This window comes from Halomonas sp. KM007, assembly GCF_050709225.1.
Taxonomy (GTDB): domain Bacteria; phylum Pseudomonadota; class Gammaproteobacteria; order Pseudomonadales; family Halomonadaceae; genus Vreelandella; species Vreelandella hamiltonii.
The window spans coordinates 2,640,537-2,657,526 of record NZ_CP136131.1; the positions used below are offsets into that span (position 1 = coordinate 2,640,537).

The window sequence follows — 16,990 nt, forward strand, 5'->3', positions numbered from 1 at the left end:
GTGCAGGTTGGGGCCGTCCTGGTTGAATTTTTTCACATGCGCGCTTGTGCACAGTGCTGGGAACGGTGACAAAAAAGTGTCCAGCATGGTGTGCTGCAACAGGCCAAAGCGAGCGGGTACAAGTGGCGTAAACGCTTGAAATGCAAGCAGTGTGCCGTAACGTGCTGAAATACAAAGGCTTCAAAATCCGCCGCCTTTACGGGTGTGCCAGTTCGAGTCTGGCCACCGGCACCAAACATGAAGGGCCTGACATTCAACGTCAGGCCCTTTTTTATCATGTCCAAAGTGCCCTTTTGTGTCGCGGTATTCTGCCCGAGAGCGCCCATGCGTTTTCTAATGCTCTTAAACAGGGCATTACCCCCTCTTTTTTCAGGTTTCTTTCCTACTTCTTTATGAAACACTTGACCCCATTTGAATGGCGCCTTTCCGTGAGGCTGCCGGGGCGATGTTCGCCTAACCAACTAGAAAAAGCATTCGCCATGGGCGCTTGCGAACCTTCAGTGGAGATGTGCTCAATGGCGATGTCATCAGCCGATATTCTCAAGTCGACGCAGCCGGGCGTTGTCAACGGTCATTTGCTCAATGGCGTCAGGGTCAGCAGTGTAGAGTCTCAGGGCGCTTGGCAAGCACTTGCCGACACCCGCAGCGACGTATCGCGCATTGAGATACCGGCGGACCCCCATGAGCGCGTGGCTTTCGTGCGCCGCTGGATGGAAAAGAACCAGAAGACCCTCAAGCAAGGCGGTATGGCCGCTACATTGGTGCTGCCCTTGCTCGCCCAGCAGGCCTTGGCCGACAAGATGGTGCCAGTGAATGACCTGCAAGGGGTGTCAGAAGTCATTCGCCAGCCCAACGGCAGCCTCACACTGATGATGAACAGCGGCCAGCGTATCGATCTGGTGGCGGCGGACGTGGCGCTGGCCAACGGGCGTGTCGTGGTCGATGTGGACGCTCTCATGCAACAGCTCGGTAATGACAGCGGTCTTCTTGTGCCGCTCAGTCAGTTGCCGGATGTGCAAACCTGGGAGCTGTTGCCGGACGGGAACGTTCTGGTGACGATGGCCGATGGTTCACAGCTCGTGGTGCCACGTTGGGCGGTGGTCGAGCAGGGTGACCTGCTGCTGATCAGCCCCAGTGATGCCCTGCAACAAGGTCTGGCTGACGGTGAAGATTTTGGCAACTTGCTGTTCGTACCCAGCGCCTCGTTTACGTCGGCACCGTCGAGCACGGCTGCCGTGGCGGGGACCACTGGCTCGAACAGTGCGCCGGTCAGCTCGTTTGCCGATATCCCGCCATGGCTTTATATCGGTGGTGGTGCCATTGCCGTAGGCGCGGCTGCAGGTGGTGGTGGCGGTGGTGGCGGTACTACACCACCTCCAGTGCCTCCCGTGACCATCAGCGGCTATGTGATCGATGGGTATATTTCCGGGGCGACCGTCACTCGTGAGTTCGATGCCAACAGTGTCACCACGGACGGTAACGGTTTCTTCTCTGGTTTGCAGGGCAGTGGAATCTTGACTGCCACCGGTGGTGTCGATATCTCGACGGAATTGCCCTTCACGGGGGTTCTGCGGGCCCCGGATGGCTCAACGGTCATTACTCCCCTCACCACCATGATGGTGCAGCTGAGTCAGCAGTTCGGTCTCAATAATGCCGATGCACAAGCAGCCATCAAGGCCGCCTTGAATCTCGATGCACGCATCGACCTGATGACCACCGACCCACTCAGCGTGTCCTCTCCAAACGTGGAGTTGCTGATTGCCGGTGTCAAAGTCGCAAGCCTTTTGGCCATGGCGGCTACGGCAGGCATCAGCTCTGCCGACGCCTTGTCGCGGCTGGGCGTGGCATTCAATCAGGCAGGAGAAGAAGGGCGTGCGCTGACCAATCAGGAAATGGCCGACGCGCTGGGGCTGCCAGCCATTGCAGGCCAGGTGAAGCAAGCACTGGATACCATCGATGCCGCGGGTGAAAACCTGGATATAGATGCCTATCGCGATGGCTCGCGCAACCCGCTGCGAGATGCCCAACTGGCAGCACAAGATCCTGACAGCGATCTTTCAACAACGATCGACTCTCGGGCAGATGTGCCCTATTTGACGCTGCAGCAGGCAGTATCGATGGCGGCCAATGACGAATTGCCCTCACAGTATTTGATCAACCCTAACCAGCCGTTTGCTGCTGGTACGCTAGGGCTAACGGCTGCTGGCAACCAGCTGGCACGGGTCGAGGCGATATTGGCAGGTGACTTTGACGTTGCGACGGCGCCTATTGCCTTGGAGGATATCTACACGTGGTCGATTCATGCAAATGCCGAAGATGTCCTGGTCAGTGGTGGTTTGGGTCGTCCTGAGGTCGTTGGTGCACAGAGTGTGATGCTTACAAATGCCACAATCCGTCCGGACCAGTTTGCCGATCTCAATACCCTCGATAATTTCGTTCTGGGCAGCACTGTCGTGCCTTATACGCTGGAAGAAGCATTGGCGACCGATGTGATGCCTGCCAATTATACGCTGAACCCGGACACGCCTTTTGCTGCAGGGAATTTGACCGTACGGGAAGCGGCCGAGCTTATCGACGACACCCGCAGGCTGCTGGATCTTGCCCAGAATACCGACAGCGATAACCTCTCTCGTGACTTGTTGTTGGAGTGGAACATCGTTGATAGCCTCGAGACGATTTTAGGAACGCCCGCCGCACGCCCGCAAATTGCTGAAGCCAATAGCATTAGCGTCACGGAAGCCATCATCACGCCTGCGCAGTTCGTGCAGCTCAGCAGGCTGGAGAGTTTCGTGCTGGGCGAGACCGAAGTAGATTACACCCTTGCCGAAGCGCTGGAGGCTGACCCGCTTGCCAGCAACTACATCATCGACCTGCAAGCCGTCTTGAATGCAGGCACCGTGACGGTAGCCCAGGCAGAAGCGGCCTTTGCCGACGTTAGCCGGATACTGGAAGGGGCGAACAATCAGCCGCCACTGACCCTGTTCGAGTGGGTCATTCGCGATACGGCAGAAGCCATTATCGCGGACCTGGATCAAGGGCACGTGACCGAGGCGAACCAAGTCTCGGCCAGCAACCGAGTGATCTCGTCGGCTCAATTCGACCAGCTCAACACGCTGGACAACTTTGAGCTGGGTACGACCATCGTTCGCTATACGCTGGAAAACGCCGTCAATGCAGATGAGCTAGCCGCCAATTACGACATCGACACCACCTTGCCCTTTGAATCTGGTGAGGTCAGCGTCGACGCCGCCGCCACAACGCTGGCTGCGGTTGAGCGTATTCTCGCTGGCGCGCTCAATCCTCAAACGCCTAATGCAGATGCGCTGTTCAACTGGACGGTCGTTGATAACGCTGCGGCGATCATAGAAGCGGGTAATGTCTCTCATCTTACGCGCGCGGATGCAGTAAACGTGAGTGATGACATTATCACTATCGCGCAGTTTGAAGCGCTGAGTGCCGCTGAGTTCAACTACGTGCGCCTTGATGAACTGGTGAAGTACACGTTGTCTAACGCCATCTCCGTCATTGATGCTGGCAATGGCCCACTCGTCGCCGACTACGTGATCGACCTGGAGACAGCGTTCAGTGACGTATGGACGGTAGCTCAAGGGGAAAGTTATTTCGCTATAATCGCGGGTGCAGAGAACCGAGCTGCTTTGCTCGCCAGTGATGCGGTTGTATGGCAAATCGAAGATACCATTGGCAATCTGCTGGCAGGTGTCAGTAACGTTAGTGCCAATGATAATGCTTTTGACGACGACGCTATTATCAATGCAGAGGCGGTGCGTGTAACAGGTACGACTATCACTCAAGCTCAGTACGAGGAGCTGCTAGATGTGTTAGGTAATACGCTGCGTTTGGATGCCAGTGACAGTGCTGCCAGAACCACTGTCACCTATGCGAACCTGCAAGCAGCCGTGGAGGCCGAGGCCGATGGTGTACTAGCCCCCAGCGAGTTTTACTCCATTACAGCGACCACGCCCTACACAAACCCCGATGGCCCGTTGAGTGTTGCAAATGCGCTGGCGGATATTGAAACCGTCAAGAGCATTCTTGATGGTTCTACCAACCGCGACGCAGCCAATTTTGAAGCTTTTTATAATTGGCACATCACCGATTCTGCCAGCAATATTCTGGCTGTCATTGAGAGCAATACAAGCGGTATTCCGGAAGTACTTGAGGGCGCAGACAGGATCTTTGCGGCCAATGGTGGTGCAGATGGCAATATTCTAGCCGCTGAGTATGACGCCTTGGTCAATGGCCTTGGTGAAGATGGCTTTGATTATAACGAGGTCGCTTATACCCTGACCTACGTATTTGATGAAACGACTGAAACGTTCGCCGCTCCCGGCGATATAGCTGAGCGTTTCTTCTTCACTCGCGACGTGTTCGACATTGACGAAGCCGTTGGCGAAGGCAACATCAATGTGGCCGACGCAGCAGGGTATTACAACGCCGTATTAGCGCTGGTGAATGCAAGCACCGACAATTTGTCAGTGACGGACATCTACGAGTGGAGCGTTTTAGATAGTGCTGCCGCCATTGTCACGGCCTATACAAATAACGGTAATCAACATCCTCCTCACATCCGCGACGCAACGCTGGTTGAAATAAACGACACAGCGGTTATTACGTTTGAGAAATATGCCATTCTGGAACAAATCGTTGGCTTTGAGATTCAGTCTTATACGCTTGAGGACGCGGTGGGGATTTATCTAGAAGATAATGGTGGGCTGGCGACGAATTATATCATCGATGATTCAACAGCATATGTAGCTGAGGCCCTATCCGTTGAGGAGGCTTTAGAGTACAGAAATGCTGTTAGTTTGATCTTGGATGAAAGCGAGCAGTCTGCAAGGAATGCGCGCTTAGATAGCGCAGCTTTGGATGATCTTTATAGCTGGACCGTCCTTGACAGTGCTGCTGCAATATTAGGTGCTGCAGATACAAATGGACGACTTTCAGACGCTGATGAGGTGTCTGTCAATGATGCCGTGATAACGTCATCAATTGCTCAAGAACTTAGAAACAACTTTGAAAATTTTGTCTTAGGTGAAACGCCGGTTAGTTTTACGTTTACAGAAACTCGTACGCTTGCTCAGATCGAAGGGATTACTGAAAACTATCAGATTCTTCCTCATGAAGGCGATATTCCGAACTTTAACTTATTAGGCGTTTCAGGAGCCGAGGTACGTTATACAGCAACGCAAGAAATCGTGGATGGCGCGCTCAACAGAAATGACGTGTCGGTCGAACAGCTTCAAACGTGGACAATTGCTGATGCAAGCCCGGTAGAGCTATTCAATGCAAGGGCAGAGGCATGGGTAACAGGAGCTGATAGCATTACCCTCGACTTACCGGCTGGCGCAACGCTCACTCCTCAGCAGTATGAGGCATTTTTAGTATTGGAGAATGTGAACCTTGACTCTGCAAGTGTCGAGTATACGTTGCAGCAAGCGGTGGAGTTAGTAGACGGTGGCGGCGTACTTCCTGGGCAAGCAGCGGATCGTCCAGGTAGTTACCAAGTTGAATCTTCGACAGTATTTAGCCCAGCTAACGCTCAAACAGTTAGCCAAGTAAATATATTGTTAGGAACGGTTGATGCTGTGTTGGCTGACGCTAGCAATAGTGTTGATTTGGATCGCAGCGAGCTCTTCAGTTGGGCTGTGGAAGATAGTGCGGATAACCTTATTGCTTCTATCGGCGACACCGCAGTGACGGGTGCTAATAGTGTGCGCGTTGATGTGCCGGAAATTGGTTATGAGGACTTTGAAGCATTAAGTGTTTTAGATAACTTCAATCAGGATGGCTTGACGGTCTCTTATCCGTTGGGTGAGCTGGTAGAGCGCTTTCTCAGCGGGGAAGATATTCCTACTACCTATGCGATTGATACCGGAGCGGCGCTCTTTGAGGCAGGTGCGTTAGATGTTCATGCCGCAGAGCGCCTCTATGATACGGCGACAGCGCTGATTGATGGCGCAGTCAATAGTGACGTGTCGATATCTTCTCTAACCTCTTGGATCGTTCAAGATACGTTTGAGAACATCTATACACAGAATGTTGTTGGGAATGGTGGTGAGCCAGCCGCATTTTTGGTGAGTGATGCAGCGACTATTTATGTTGTTGACGATGCCCTTACTCCTGGCGATATCGAAGATCTAGAGCTTTCATTGGGTCTAGGTGGGTTTGAGTTACGTCCCGAGCTTGAACCTGGGGGCAGTATTGTTCAACTCTCTAAAGCGTTTTCCATCAATATGCAGCAAGGTAGTGATGTTGAACTAATTACTGATTTTCGCGTAGGTGATGCTGATGGACGTGATGAATTATTTGTTGATCTAACTCCCGCTGATGTTGAAGCGCTGCGTGGTTTTGAGGAAAGTAACGTCATTGATGGTATTTATAGCGGAGGCTTTGGAAAGTATGATGTCAATCAAAATGATATCGACAGCAATACTTTAGTTGGTGCTGATATTGCCTTTGCCGTATTTACAACCGCCGAATTTGGCGCGGAAGGTGCTGATTGGCTTAGTCAGCTTGGGCTTGCAAACGACGAGATAGTCTATCTGCTGGCAGGTAATAGTGATACGTCAGAAGACCCTGATGATGCTTTGCTGCTGCGCGTCTCCTTCTCAGGAGAAGATATTAATACTCAAGCGCTCGCCAACTTCGAAAACTTGGACCTCAACGGCTTCCTCGAAGAGAACTGGAATACCAACTACAACATCACTTGATGCATGTGAAAGCCCCTGCAGTGGCAAGATAGGCCTGGCAGGGGCGGGCTTGTGTTGGTGTGCAGCGTAAATCATGCCACTATCAGAGCGTGGCCAGGCAATTGGCTGGCCACGCATGTCATCACTTCATCAACCCAATGTCGCGGGAGACAACCCCATGGGCGTGACCTATCACGAAAGCAATGCGCGTATGAGCCAAGTGGCTGTTCATAACGGAACCGTCTACCTCGCGGGCCAGGTTCCAGCCGATGCCACGGTGGGCATGCGTGGCCAAACCGAGCAGGTACTGGCGCGTATCGATGAGCTGCTGGCGCAGGCGGGCACTTCCAAAGAGCACCTGATCTCTGCGCAGGTATGGGTCACCGACATGGCCGAGTTCGCGGAAATGAACGAAGCGTGGGAAGCCTGGGTAGTACCGGGTCGTCCGCCGGTGCGCGCTGCGCTGGAAGCCAAGCTGGCCAAGCCCGAGTGGAAAGTGGAAATCATGGTCATCGCGGCACTGCCCGACGCCTGATCGGTTGCTTCAAGGCTGTCATGAGGGGGCGTTAACCGAGCGTTAACGCCCCCTCGATTTTTATTTCGTGATCGTTTTATAGTGGAGCTTCCTTCTCACACTTCCCGAACGGTACGGTCATGGTCCAGTTCGAGCTGCATAGCCGCAATCTGGCGCAAGAGCAGGTGGCGCACACCCACGATTTTCACCAGTTGATACTGGCCACGTGTGGCGTGACGGAACTGTCCATGGAAGGCCAGGGGGAGCGGGTGACCGCTCGCCGGGGCTGCTTGATCCCTTCGTCACGCCAGCACGAGTATCAGGGCGATGGCAGCAACCGAACCCTGGTGCTGGATATCCCCGTGCAGCACCTGGCCACGCTGGAAAAGGGCAGTGAGATCGAGCGGCTGTTCGATAAACCGCGCTTCTTTACCGTTCCCCCCGCCTTGAACCAGCTCACCCATGCGCTGGCCCATCAGTTGGATCAGTGCCCGGCCCTGCAAAACGAAATTGCCGCACTGTTACTGCGGGCGCTCTACATGTACCTGCAGGATGCACCGCTCCAGACGGCAGCCCAGATGGGCGCGCGCTGCATCAGTGAGCGGCTGGACCTGGAGCGCCTGGATGCCTGGCTCGATCAGCACCTGGCCGATGACATTCGTGTCGAGCAGATGGCCGCCCTATGCGCCTTGAGTCCCGGCCACTTTCATAGCTGCTTTCGTGAGCTCACCGGGGTGACGCCGCTGGCCTATGTGCAGCGCAGGCGGCTGGAGCACGCGCGCACCCTGGTGCGCCATAGCGCCATGAGCCTTGGCCATATCGCCATGTTGGTGGGTTTTCGCGACCAGGGCAGCTTTTCCCGCGCCTACCGTCGTTACTTCGACATTTCCCCTTCGTCGGATCGCTAGCGTCTGAAACCTCGGCCTACCTGACTTGCGGGCAAACTTGCCAGAGTCTCGGGCAAGCAACCGCCGCTGCATCGTCGTAGTCTCAAGAGAAGTTCGATGACGCTGGAGAGCGCTGATGCTACCACCCTTGTTTTATCCCCATACCCACACGCACGCGGTGGACTTTGCTACCCATCGGGTCATTGTGCAAGGCCTCGTCTATCACCTGCAGGGGGAGTGGGCATGAAGGTCATTTCTGCCAAGGAAGTCGAGCAGTCTCTAGTCTGGCCAGGCCTGATCGAGCGCCTGCGCCACACCTTCGTGAACGGGGTGGAGTCGCCACCGCGCCACCATCACGCCATGCATCGGCCGGATGGCGAAGCCACCATGCTGCTGATGCCCGCCTGGGAAGCGGCAGGCTATATCGGGGTGAAGATGGTCAACGTGTTTCCGCATAATGCCGAACACGGCCTGCCGGCCATTTCCGGCCTTTACCTGCTCAGCGAAGGTCAACACGGCCAGCCGCTGGCGTGCATCGATGGCAGCGAACTGACCCGCCGCCGCACCGCCGCTGCTTCTGCGCTGGCGGCTCAGGTGCTGGCCAGGGAAGACGCCGAAACGCTGCTGGTGGTGGGGGCCGGCAAGCTGGCCCCCATGGTGATCGAAGCCCACGCAAGCGTCAGGCCCATCAAGCGCGTGCTGGTCTGGGGGCGTAACCCCCACAAGGCAGCCGCCATTGCCGAAGAGTATGCAGACCGCTTCGATACCCAGGTCGTCGACACCTTGGCCACCGCCGTGGCAGAGGCCGACATCGTCAGCTGCGTGACGCTCTCCACCCAGCCCATCATCCGGGGCGAGTGGCTGACGCCAGGCACGCACCTGGACCTGATCGGCGCCTTTCGTCCGCAAATGCGCGAAACCGACGCCGAGTGCCTGCGCCGTGCCCAGGTGTTCGTGGATACCTTCGCGGGGGCACAAGGCGAGGCGGGCGACATCCTGCAGGCCATCGAGGAAGGCGCCTTCCAGTTCGAGGAGATCCAGGCGGAGCTGGCCGACGTCTTGCGCGGTGAGAAGCCCGGGCGCACCAGCCCGCAGGCCATCACGCTGTTCAAGTCGGTGGGCGCTTCTCTGGAAGATTTAGCCGCGGCGATCGAGCTCTGGGAGTCGTTACCCGCTACGCTGAAGTAGCCCTTGCTAGCTCCAATGGCCAAAGGACGGTGACCATGAAGTGTTTTTATCATCCTGATCAGGCGCTGCATGCGCCGCCCACTTTCCTGCTGCGTGGCCAGCCGGCACCTTCCCCGGAAGGGCCGGTGCGGGCCGAGCTACTCACCCAGGGGTTGGCAAAGGTGGGCCTGGCGCTGGTAGCCCCGGACGTGCCGGACTCGCCCCAGCTGCGCCAGCGGCTGGCGCAGATTCATACGCCGCGCTATCTGACCTTTCTGGAAACGATCCATGCCCGCTGGCAGGCGTTGCCCAACGCCGCCGCGCTGGTGGCGCCCAACATTCACCCCTGCGACGGCGGCCATCACTACCCCCGCCACCCTATAGGGCAGGCGGGCTGGCACCTGCACGACATGGCTTGTCCGCTCAGCGCCACCAGTTTCCAGGGCGCATTGGCCTCGGCGGCCACTGCAGAAGCAGCCGCAGAAGCCGTGTTGGCAGGTGAGACGGTGACCTATGCGCTGTGCCGCCCACCCGGCCACCATGCCGGGCCCGAGCGGGCAGGCGGCTTTTGCCTGCTGAACAACTCGGCGCTGGCCGCGACCGTGCTGCGCGAACGCTTTGCCAGAGTGGCGATCATCGATGTGGATTTGCACCACGGCAACGGCACCCAGGACATTTTCTACGCCAGAAACGATGTATGGACCGGTTCCCTGCACGCCGACCCCAGCGACTTCTACCCCTTTTTCTGGGGCGGGGCTGACGAAGAAGGCAGCGATGACGGCGTGGGCGCCAACGTGAACCTCCCCCTGCCGGTAGGCAGCGACGGTGAGGTCTATCTGGACGCGCTGGCGATTTTGATCGATCACTTGCAGCGTTTCGAACCGGAAGCGGTGGTGGTCGCTCTGGGGCTGGATGCCCATAAGGCAGACCCGCTGGCCGGTTTGAACGTGGAAACCGAAGCGTTTATCGAGGTAGGCAAACGCCTGGCCGCGCTGTCGCTCCCTATGGTGATCGTGCAGGAAGGCGGCTACCCCACCGAATATCTCAGCGCCAACCTGGCGGCCTTCATGAAGGGGTTTAACGCATGAGCGGTACCGGCTTCTACTGGCACGAACGCTGCTTCTGGCACGACCAGGGGGCCATCGGCGTGTTCTCGGCGCCGGGTGAGTTCTTGCAGCCCCAGGCCGCCTCGGAAAGCCCCGAAAGCAAGCGACGGCTGAAAAACATTCTGGAAGTCAGCGGGCTGATCGACGAGCTTTACGTGGTCAAGCCGCCCGCCGCCATACTGGAAGACCTGCTGCGCTTTCACACGCCACGCTACCTGGAAGAGCTTCAAGCAGGCGATGCGGCAAGGGGCGGTAACGGCGGCGACTGCGCGCCCTACATGCCGGGCAGCTGGGCCGCAGCGACCCACTCGGCGGGCTTGGCCATCGCCGCCGTAGACGCCGTCGCCCAGCGAGCCGATACCCGCCCACAGCGTCACGGCGCAGCTGCAGCAGCTCTATCACCAGGTGGTACGCGGCGAGCTGGAGGCCTACCAGCACTGGCTGACCCCGGCATGAGAGGGGAGTGGCGCCGGGGCCTGCGCGGCTAGCCGTGCTGTCGAAGCGCCTTTTCCAGCGCCGCCAACCTGCCCGGCTGCAGTGCCTCTTCTACTGCCGTGATGCGAATCACGTTGGCCAGTTGCGGGTGAGCAAGGCGGGCCACCAGCACGCCATCGTCCAGCAGTTCCTGATGCACGGCGGCGGCCAGCTCGGCGCTGGATAGGCGGATGCCGACGAAGTTGGTGGCGCTGGGCAGCACGTCTGCCCCCAGCGCCGTGAAGTGCAGCGCCAGCTGTTCACGGCGCGCTTTGACATCCGTAATATGCTGCTGCACTTCCTCGGGGTGGTCGAGCACGACCTCGGCGGCGGCCTGGGTGAAGGAAGAGACCGCGTAGTGAATACGCACTTTCATCATCATCGCCAGCACGTCGGGCTCGGCAATTGCGTAGCCAATCCGCATGCCCGCCAGACCATGGGCCTTGGAGAGCGTGCGCAGGCGAATCACCCCCGGCAGCGCCTGGCCCAGAAACTCACTTCCCGCATCGTCACGAAAATCCCCGTAGGCCTCATCCAGCAGCAGCCAGCAGTCGTTGGGGAGTGCCTGGCGAAACTTGAGAATGGCGCTATCGTTGTGCAGGTGGCCGCTGGGGTTGTCCGGGTTGGCCAGGTACACCAGCCGCGCTTGCTCCTGATGGGCCGCTGCCGCCAGCGCTTCCAGATCGGGGGCGAGCACGCCAGGCGCTTCATGGTAGCTGGGCTCGACCAACCGGCAGCCCTGGCCTTGGGCAAAGTACCCGAAGGTGGGGTAGGTGCCTGCGGTACTCACCACGGCCTCGCCCACAATGCAGGTGGTGCGCAGTGCCAGAGCGATCAGGCTGTCGGCACCGGCGTCCACCAGCAGGTGGTCGAGGGGAATGTCTTGTTGGGCGCTGATCCGCTGGCGAACGCCCAGCGCTTCGGCATCGCCATAGCAATACACGTGTTGTGCCACGGCATCGCCGTAGTGTTCCCGCAGCGCACGGTGGGGCATGTCCAGCCCCTCGTTGGAGCCCAGGCGGTGAGGGATCTCACGGCCGAGCCGCCGCTCCAGCACCTTGATGCCGGGGAAAGGGTTCACGGGGCCAACGCCCGTCAGGTGGTCGGGGTAGCGGGGCATAATCAGGTCCTGATCAGTTCAATGTTCAACGCAATATTTTGCCACGGTTCAGCAGCTTATGAGGGTCGAGTGCCTGCTTGAGGGTGTGCATCAGCGCAACCTCCTCTGCCGAGCGGCAGGTCTCCAGCCATGGGCGCTTTTCCAGGCCGATCCCATGTTCGGCAGACACCGAGCCGCCCAGCGCCGCCAGGGGTTGATACACCAGGGTCTCGACCTCCCGGCGTACCGCCAATTCATGACTGCCCACGCACACCGAAATATGCAGGTTGCCATCGCCCAGGTGGCCAAAGACTACGAGCCGGGCATCGGGCCAGCGCTGGGTCAACTGGTGCTCCAGGGCATCGGTGTAGCGCTGCATGTCGGCAATCGGCAGGCTGACATCGAACGTCAATACCGGGGTCATGGCCTTGACCAGGCCTTCGATGTCTTCACGAATGGCCCACAGGCCGTCTCGCTGGGCCGCTGACTGAGCCAGCACCGCATCGACGATCAGCTCGTTCTCCAGCGCGCTCTCCAGGGCCTCACGGAACTGGGTCGTATTGCGCTCGGCATCGCTGCCCAATGATTCGATGATGACATAAAACGGATGGTTGGTGGCAATGGGGGGTGTGTGGCGTCCCGAGGTTTCCGTCAGCAGGCGGTAATGGTTCTGCCACATGACCTCGAAAGCCCCCAGGCTGCCTCCCAGTGCCTTGCCCATGTGGCGGAGCAGGGCCGTCAAGGCCTCGAACGAGGGGCAGGCCACCAGCGCGGTTTGTTCGCTGGGCGTGGGCGGCTGCAAGCGCAGCACCGCGCGGGTCACGATACCCAGCGTGCCTTCACTGCCAATGAACAGCTGCTTGAGGTCGAACCCGGCATTGTTTTTCAGCATGCGGTTCATGGAGCTCACGATACGGCCATCGGCCATCACGGCTTCCAGCCCCAGCACCTGCTGGCGCAGCATGCCATAGCGGATCACCCGCACGCCCCCGGCGTTGGTGGCGATATTACCGCCAATCGTGCAACTGCCCCGGGCGCCCAAATCCAGCGGGAACTGCAAGCCCGCGTCGCTGGCGGCTTCCTGTACCCGCTGCAAAGGGGCACCGGCCTGGACGGTCAGCGTACCGCCAACGTGGTCGATCTCTTCGATGGCGGTCATGCGCTCCAGTGAAATCACCAGCTCCTCTTCGCTGGCGTCGGCGCCGTGCACCAGCCCGGTCAGCCCGCCGTGGGTCACCACCGGCTGTCGGACCTCGTGGCAAGCGCGCATCACCTCGGCCAGCGCTTGGGTTCTGGCCGGGCGCACGATGGCACCGGCAAGGCAGGGGGAGCCGGTCATCCAGTCGACACGGCGGCTACGCACATCGTCTCCGGTGAGTACGTGCGCGGGGCCGACGATGGCGCGAAGCGCCTCCAGGGTAATCTGCATGCCTGTTTCCTTACGTGGCGTTCCATTGTTTTGTGAAGACAGTTGTTTGAAGACAGTTGTGTGAATAAAGACGTATGAATCAACGCTGATGAAACAGCGTGTGACGCATCAAAGGCTAATCAGGCAGACGCGGCGGCAGGCGCTTCGCGCCCCGGAATCGCATCGAGCAGCGAACGGGTATAGGCCGCCTGGGGGGCCAGAAATATCTGCTCGGCGCTGCCTTGCTCGACGATTCGCCCATGCTGCATGACGACGATACGATCACAAATCTGGGCGGCCACCCGCAAGTCGTGGGTGATGAACAGCAGTGACAGCGACAGCCGCTGTTTCAGCGATTCCAGCAGCTCCAGCACCTGCGCCTGAATGGAGACGTCCAGCGCAGAGACCGCCTCATCGGCCACGATCAATTCAGGGTTGAGCGCCAGCGCTCTGGCAATGCCGATGCGCTGGCGTTGGCCGCCTGAAAACTCATGGGGAAAACGCGTCACGGCACTGGCACCCAGCCCTACCAGTTCCAACAGCTCACCGGCCTGGCGGAGCGCGTCGGCCTTCGGCGTGCCGTTGGCCATGGGGCCTTGGGCGATGGCCATGCCGACCCGGGTGCGCGGGTTCAAGGACGCATAAGGGTCCTGAAAAATCATCTGCACCCGGTGGCGTTCGCGGCGCAGCGCGCTGCCGTTCAACTGCGAAAAATTGACCCCATCCAGCAGCAGCTCGCCATCATCCGGGTGCTCCAGGCGCACCACGCAGCGGCCAAGGGTCGATTTTCCCGAGCCGGACTCGCCCACGATACCCACGGTCTCGCCTTTGGCCAGCGTCAGCGATACGTCATCCAGCGCGCGCACTTCCCGAGTGGCCTTGAACCAGCCCCCGCGTGAACGAAACACCTTGTTGAGCCCCTTGATCTCCAGCAGGGGCGCCGAGGTGGCAGGTGCCCGGTGAGGGGGAAGGGCGTTGCTGGGAATGGCGGCGATCAAGGCCTGGGTATACGCATCCTGCGGGTTCTCCAGCACATCACGGGCATTGCCGATTTCGACGATGCGGCCATGGCGCATGACGCAGACACGGTTGGCGATTTCCGCCACCACGCCAAAATCGTGGGTGATGAACATGACGGCCATGCCACGCCGCTGTTGCAGGTCACGAATCAGCGCCAGAATCTGCGCCTGGGTGGTCACATCCAGCGCCGTGGTGGGCTCATCGGCAATCAGCAGCACCGGTTCGAGCGCCAGCGCCATGGCAATCATCACCCGCTGCCGCTGCCCGCCGGAAAGCTCGAAGGGGTAGGCGCTGATGGCCTTCTCTGGCTGCGGGATACCCACTTCCACCAGCAGTTCCAGCACCCGCGCCTGGCGCTGCCGGGGGCTGAGCTGGCCATGGGCCTCGAACACTTCGGCAATCTGTGCGCCCACGCGCATCAAGGGGTTCAGTGCTGTCATTGGCTCCTGAAAGATCATGCCGATCTTCAGGCCGCGCAGCGTTCGGTGCTGCTTTTCGCTCAGGGCCAGCAGGTTCTGGCCTTCGAACGTGACGCTGCCCTGCACGGGGCGAACGCCCTTGGGCAGCAGGCCCATGACCGTGTTGGCGGCCATGGACTTGCCCGACCCGGACTCCCCGACCACGCACATGATCTCGCCACGGTTGACGCTATAGCTGACATTCTCCACCGCCAGCGGCCGGTCTGCGCCTTTGGGCAACGCCACGCTCAAGCCTTCGATCTGTAGTACGGCGGGCGCCTCGTCCTGGCCAGCGGGTTGCACGACATCGTTCATGGCAGGCTCCTAACGCTCACGGGAAAGTTTGGGGTTCAGCGCATCGTCCAGCCCTTCACCGACCAGGTTGAGTGCCAGAACGGTCAGCAGAATGGCCACGCCAGGGAAGAAACTCAGCCACCATGCCTGGCGAATCACGGTACGCGCGGCACCGATCATGTAGCCCCAGGACATGACGTTCGGGTCGCCCAGCCCCAGAAACGAGAGCGACGACTCCAGCAGAATCGCCGTGGCCACCATGAGCGAGGCCAGCACGATGATGGGCGAGAGCGTATTGGGCAGGATCTGACGCAGGATGATGGTGGTATTGGACTGGCCGACCAGCCGAGCGGCCTCGACGTACTCCCGGTGGCGCAGCGACATGAACTCCGCCCGCACCAGGCGGGCCACGGGCGGCCAGCTCACCAGGGCAATGGCCAGCACGATGGAGGTCACGCTGGGCTGCATGATGGCCACCAGCACGATGGCCAGGGCAAAGTTGGGGATGGTCTGGAAAAACTCGGTGATGCGCATCAGCACGTCATCGATCCAGCCTCCGTAATACCCGGCAATGGCCCCCAGCGGCACGCCAATCAGCAGCGCCACGCTGGTGGACACCAGGCCAATCAGCAGCGATACCCAGGCGCCATGCATCAGGCCTGCCGCCACATTGCGGCCCATGGTGTCGGTGCCCAGGGGGAACCCCTCTTGCGAGAACGGCGGCAGGAAGGGGCGCTGCACCATGCGCCAGGGCGATTCGGGAAACAGCAGCGGGGCAAGAAGGGCCATGGCGATGATCACCAGCAGGATGACCAGCCCCACCAGCGCCCCGCGGTTCTGGGCGAAACGTGCAAAAAAGCTCATGAGGCCCCCTTGATGCGTGGGTCTGCCAGGCGATACACCAGATCGGTGAGAATGTTGAACACGATCACCAGCGCCGCAGAGAAGAAGAAAATACCCAGCAAGAGGTTGTAGTCACGCTGTTGCAGCGCTTCGAACATCAGCCTGCCGATGCCGGGCCAGGCGAACACGGTTTCGGTGAGGATCGCGCCGCCCACCATTTGCCCGGCCTGCAGGCCCGCCAGCGTGATGATCGGCAGCAACGCATTCCTGAGCACATGGCGGCGTTGGATGACGCTCGGCTTGAGCCCCTTGGCCCGGGCCGTTTTGACATAGTCCTGCTGAGCGGCATCCAGCATGGAGGTGCGCGTCATGCGGGTGTAAATCGCCATGAAAAAGAGCGCCAGGGTCGTGGCAGGCAGCACCAGATGTTTCGCCACGTCCAGCGCCAGGGCCAGCCCGGTATGGCCAGCGCCCACGGTGTACAACCCATAGGCAGGCAGCCAGCCCAGGTACACCGAGAACACCACCACGGACATCAGCGCCACCCAGAACAGCGGCGTAGCGTAAAACACCAGCGCCAGCGCCATGATCAGCGAGCCCGACGGTTTCTTGGCTCTGGCCGCCGCCATGGAACCGGCAATGATGCCCAGCACCAGCGAGAGCACAAAGGCGGTGCCGGTGAGCAGCAGCGTGGCGGGCAAGCGCGCCATGATCAGGTCGAAGACGGGCGTGCCCAGCCGGTAGGAGTAGCCAAAATCCAGCATGGCAATGCCGGAGACGTAGCGCCATAGCTGCACGTAGATAGGCTGGTCGAGGCCGAAGCGCACGCGCAGCTGGTCGAGAAACTCCTGGTCGGCGGCACCGGCTTCCCCGGCCAGAATGGCCGCCGGGTCGCCGGGGGCCATCTGAATCAGGAAGAAGTTGAAGATCACGATCAAAAACAGGACGATCACGGCTTTGAACAGCCGCATGACGATCAAGCGGGCATATAACATGAGCATATTCCTGAC

The 16,990-nt window shown here is 59.5% G+C and carries 10 protein-coding genes and 1 pseudogene; 6 read left to right on the forward strand and 5 right to left on the reverse strand.

Annotated elements, in window-relative coordinates; genetic code table 11:
* Positions 1 to 161: 161 nt before the first annotated feature.
* The 6 genes and pseudogenes from RVM27_RS12515 to RVM27_RS12540 all read left to right on the forward strand — a co-directional run.
* Positions 162 to 6,731 (forward strand): calcium-binding protein, encoded by a 6,570-nt coding sequence (locus tag RVM27_RS12515; RefSeq protein WP_498956737.1) that lies wholly within the window; start codon positions 162 to 164, stop codon positions 6,729 to 6,731.
* Between the two features lie 157 nt (positions 6,732 to 6,888).
* Positions 6,889 to 7,245 (forward strand): RidA family protein, encoded by a 357-nt coding sequence (locus RVM27_RS12520; RefSeq protein ID WP_039180261.1) that lies wholly within the window; start codon positions 6,889 to 6,891, stop codon positions 7,243 to 7,245.
* A 119-nt stretch (positions 7,246 to 7,364) separates the two neighbouring features.
* The gene (locus tag RVM27_RS12525) at positions 7,365 to 8,132 is read left to right on the forward strand and encodes a helix-turn-helix transcriptional regulator (protein ID WP_287808535.1); all 768 of its coding nucleotides are present in this window, start codon (positions 7,365 to 7,367) and stop codon (positions 8,130 to 8,132) included.
* Between the two features lie 222 nt (positions 8,133 to 8,354).
* Positions 8,355 to 9,299 carry a bifunctional Delta(1)-pyrroline-2-carboxylate/Delta(1)-piperideine-2-carboxylate reductase gene (gene lhpI, locus RVM27_RS12530; RefSeq protein WP_287808537.1) on the forward strand — a complete coding sequence of 315 codons (945 nt, stop codon included), beginning with the start codon at positions 8,355 to 8,357 and terminating at the stop codon, positions 9,297 to 9,299.
* 35 nt (positions 9,300 to 9,334) lie between these two features.
* Entirely contained in the window at positions 9,335 to 10,366 is a 1,032-nt protein-coding gene (locus tag RVM27_RS12535) for a histone deacetylase family protein (RefSeq protein ID WP_287808538.1), read from the forward strand.
* Positions 10,363 to 10,773 (forward strand): annotated as a pseudogene (locus RVM27_RS12540) (class II histone deacetylase); the annotation flags it as partial. The gene RVM27_RS12535 and the pseudogene RVM27_RS12540, both read left to right, overlap by 4 nt.
* Before the next feature lie 95 nt (positions 10,774 to 10,868).
* Here the strand turns inward: RVM27_RS12540 and RVM27_RS12545 are convergent.
* The 5 genes from RVM27_RS12545 to RVM27_RS12565 form a co-directional block, all read right to left on the reverse strand.
* Complete coding sequence (locus RVM27_RS12545; RefSeq protein WP_498938804.1) at positions 10,869 to 11,978, reverse strand: pyridoxal phosphate-dependent aminotransferase; 1,110 nt, start codon at positions 11,976 to 11,978, stop codon at positions 10,869 to 10,871.
* A 25-nt stretch (positions 11,979 to 12,003) separates the two neighbouring features.
* Positions 12,004 to 13,386 carry an FAD-binding oxidoreductase gene (locus RVM27_RS12550; protein WP_498956738.1) on the reverse strand — a complete coding sequence of 461 codons (1,383 nt, stop codon included), beginning with the start codon at positions 13,384 to 13,386 and terminating at the stop codon, positions 12,004 to 12,006.
* Between the two features lie 119 nt (positions 13,387 to 13,505).
* The gene (locus RVM27_RS12555; protein ID WP_498956739.1) at positions 13,506 to 15,158 is read right to left on the reverse strand and encodes an ABC transporter ATP-binding protein; all 1,653 of its coding nucleotides are present in this window, start codon (positions 15,156 to 15,158) and stop codon (positions 13,506 to 13,508) included.
* A gap of 9 nt (positions 15,159 to 15,167) precedes the next feature.
* Positions 15,168 to 16,001, reverse strand: a complete 834-nt coding sequence (locus RVM27_RS12560) for an ABC transporter permease (RefSeq protein WP_016914894.1) — start codon at positions 15,999 to 16,001, stop codon at positions 15,168 to 15,170.
* Complete coding sequence (locus RVM27_RS12565) at positions 15,998 to 16,975, reverse strand: ABC transporter permease (RefSeq protein ID WP_144982292.1); 978 nt, start codon at positions 16,973 to 16,975, stop codon at positions 15,998 to 16,000. Before RVM27_RS12565 ends, RVM27_RS12560 begins: the two co-directional genes overlap by 4 nt.
* Between the last annotated feature and the right edge of the window lie 15 nt (positions 16,976 to 16,990).

Bases quoted from the DNA above. Each gene is read 5' to 3' on its own strand.
- RVM27_RS12545 (WP_498938804.1), bottom strand. From the start codon at position 11,978: ATGCCCCGCTACCCCGACCACCTGACGGGCGTTGGCCCCGTGAACCCT.
- RVM27_RS12565 (WP_144982292.1), bottom strand. From the start codon at position 16,975: ATGTTATATGCCCGCTTGATCGTCATGCGGCTGTTCAAAGCCGTGATC.
- RVM27_RS12555 (WP_498956739.1), bottom strand. From the start codon at position 15,158: ATGAACGATGTCGTGCAACCCGCTGGCCAGGACGAGGCGCCCGCCGTA.
- RVM27_RS12535 (WP_287808538.1), top strand. From the start codon at position 9,335: ATGAAGTGTTTTTATCATCCTGATCAGGCGCTGCATGCGCCGCCCACT.
- RVM27_RS12520 (WP_039180261.1), top strand. From the start codon at position 6,889: ATGGGCGTGACCTATCACGAAAGCAATGCGCGTATGAGCCAAGTGGCT.
- RVM27_RS12550 (WP_498956738.1), bottom strand. From the start codon at position 13,386: ATGCAGATTACCCTGGAGGCGCTTCGCGCCATCGTCGGCCCCGCGCAC.
- RVM27_RS12560 (WP_016914894.1), bottom strand. From the start codon at position 16,001: ATGAGCTTTTTTGCACGTTTCGCCCAGAACCGCGGGGCGCTGGTGGGG.
- lhpI (WP_287808537.1), top strand. From the start codon at position 8,355: ATGAAGGTCATTTCTGCCAAGGAAGTCGAGCAGTCTCTAGTCTGGCCA.
- RVM27_RS12525 (WP_287808535.1), top strand. From the start codon at position 7,365: ATGGTCCAGTTCGAGCTGCATAGCCGCAATCTGGCGCAAGAGCAGGTG.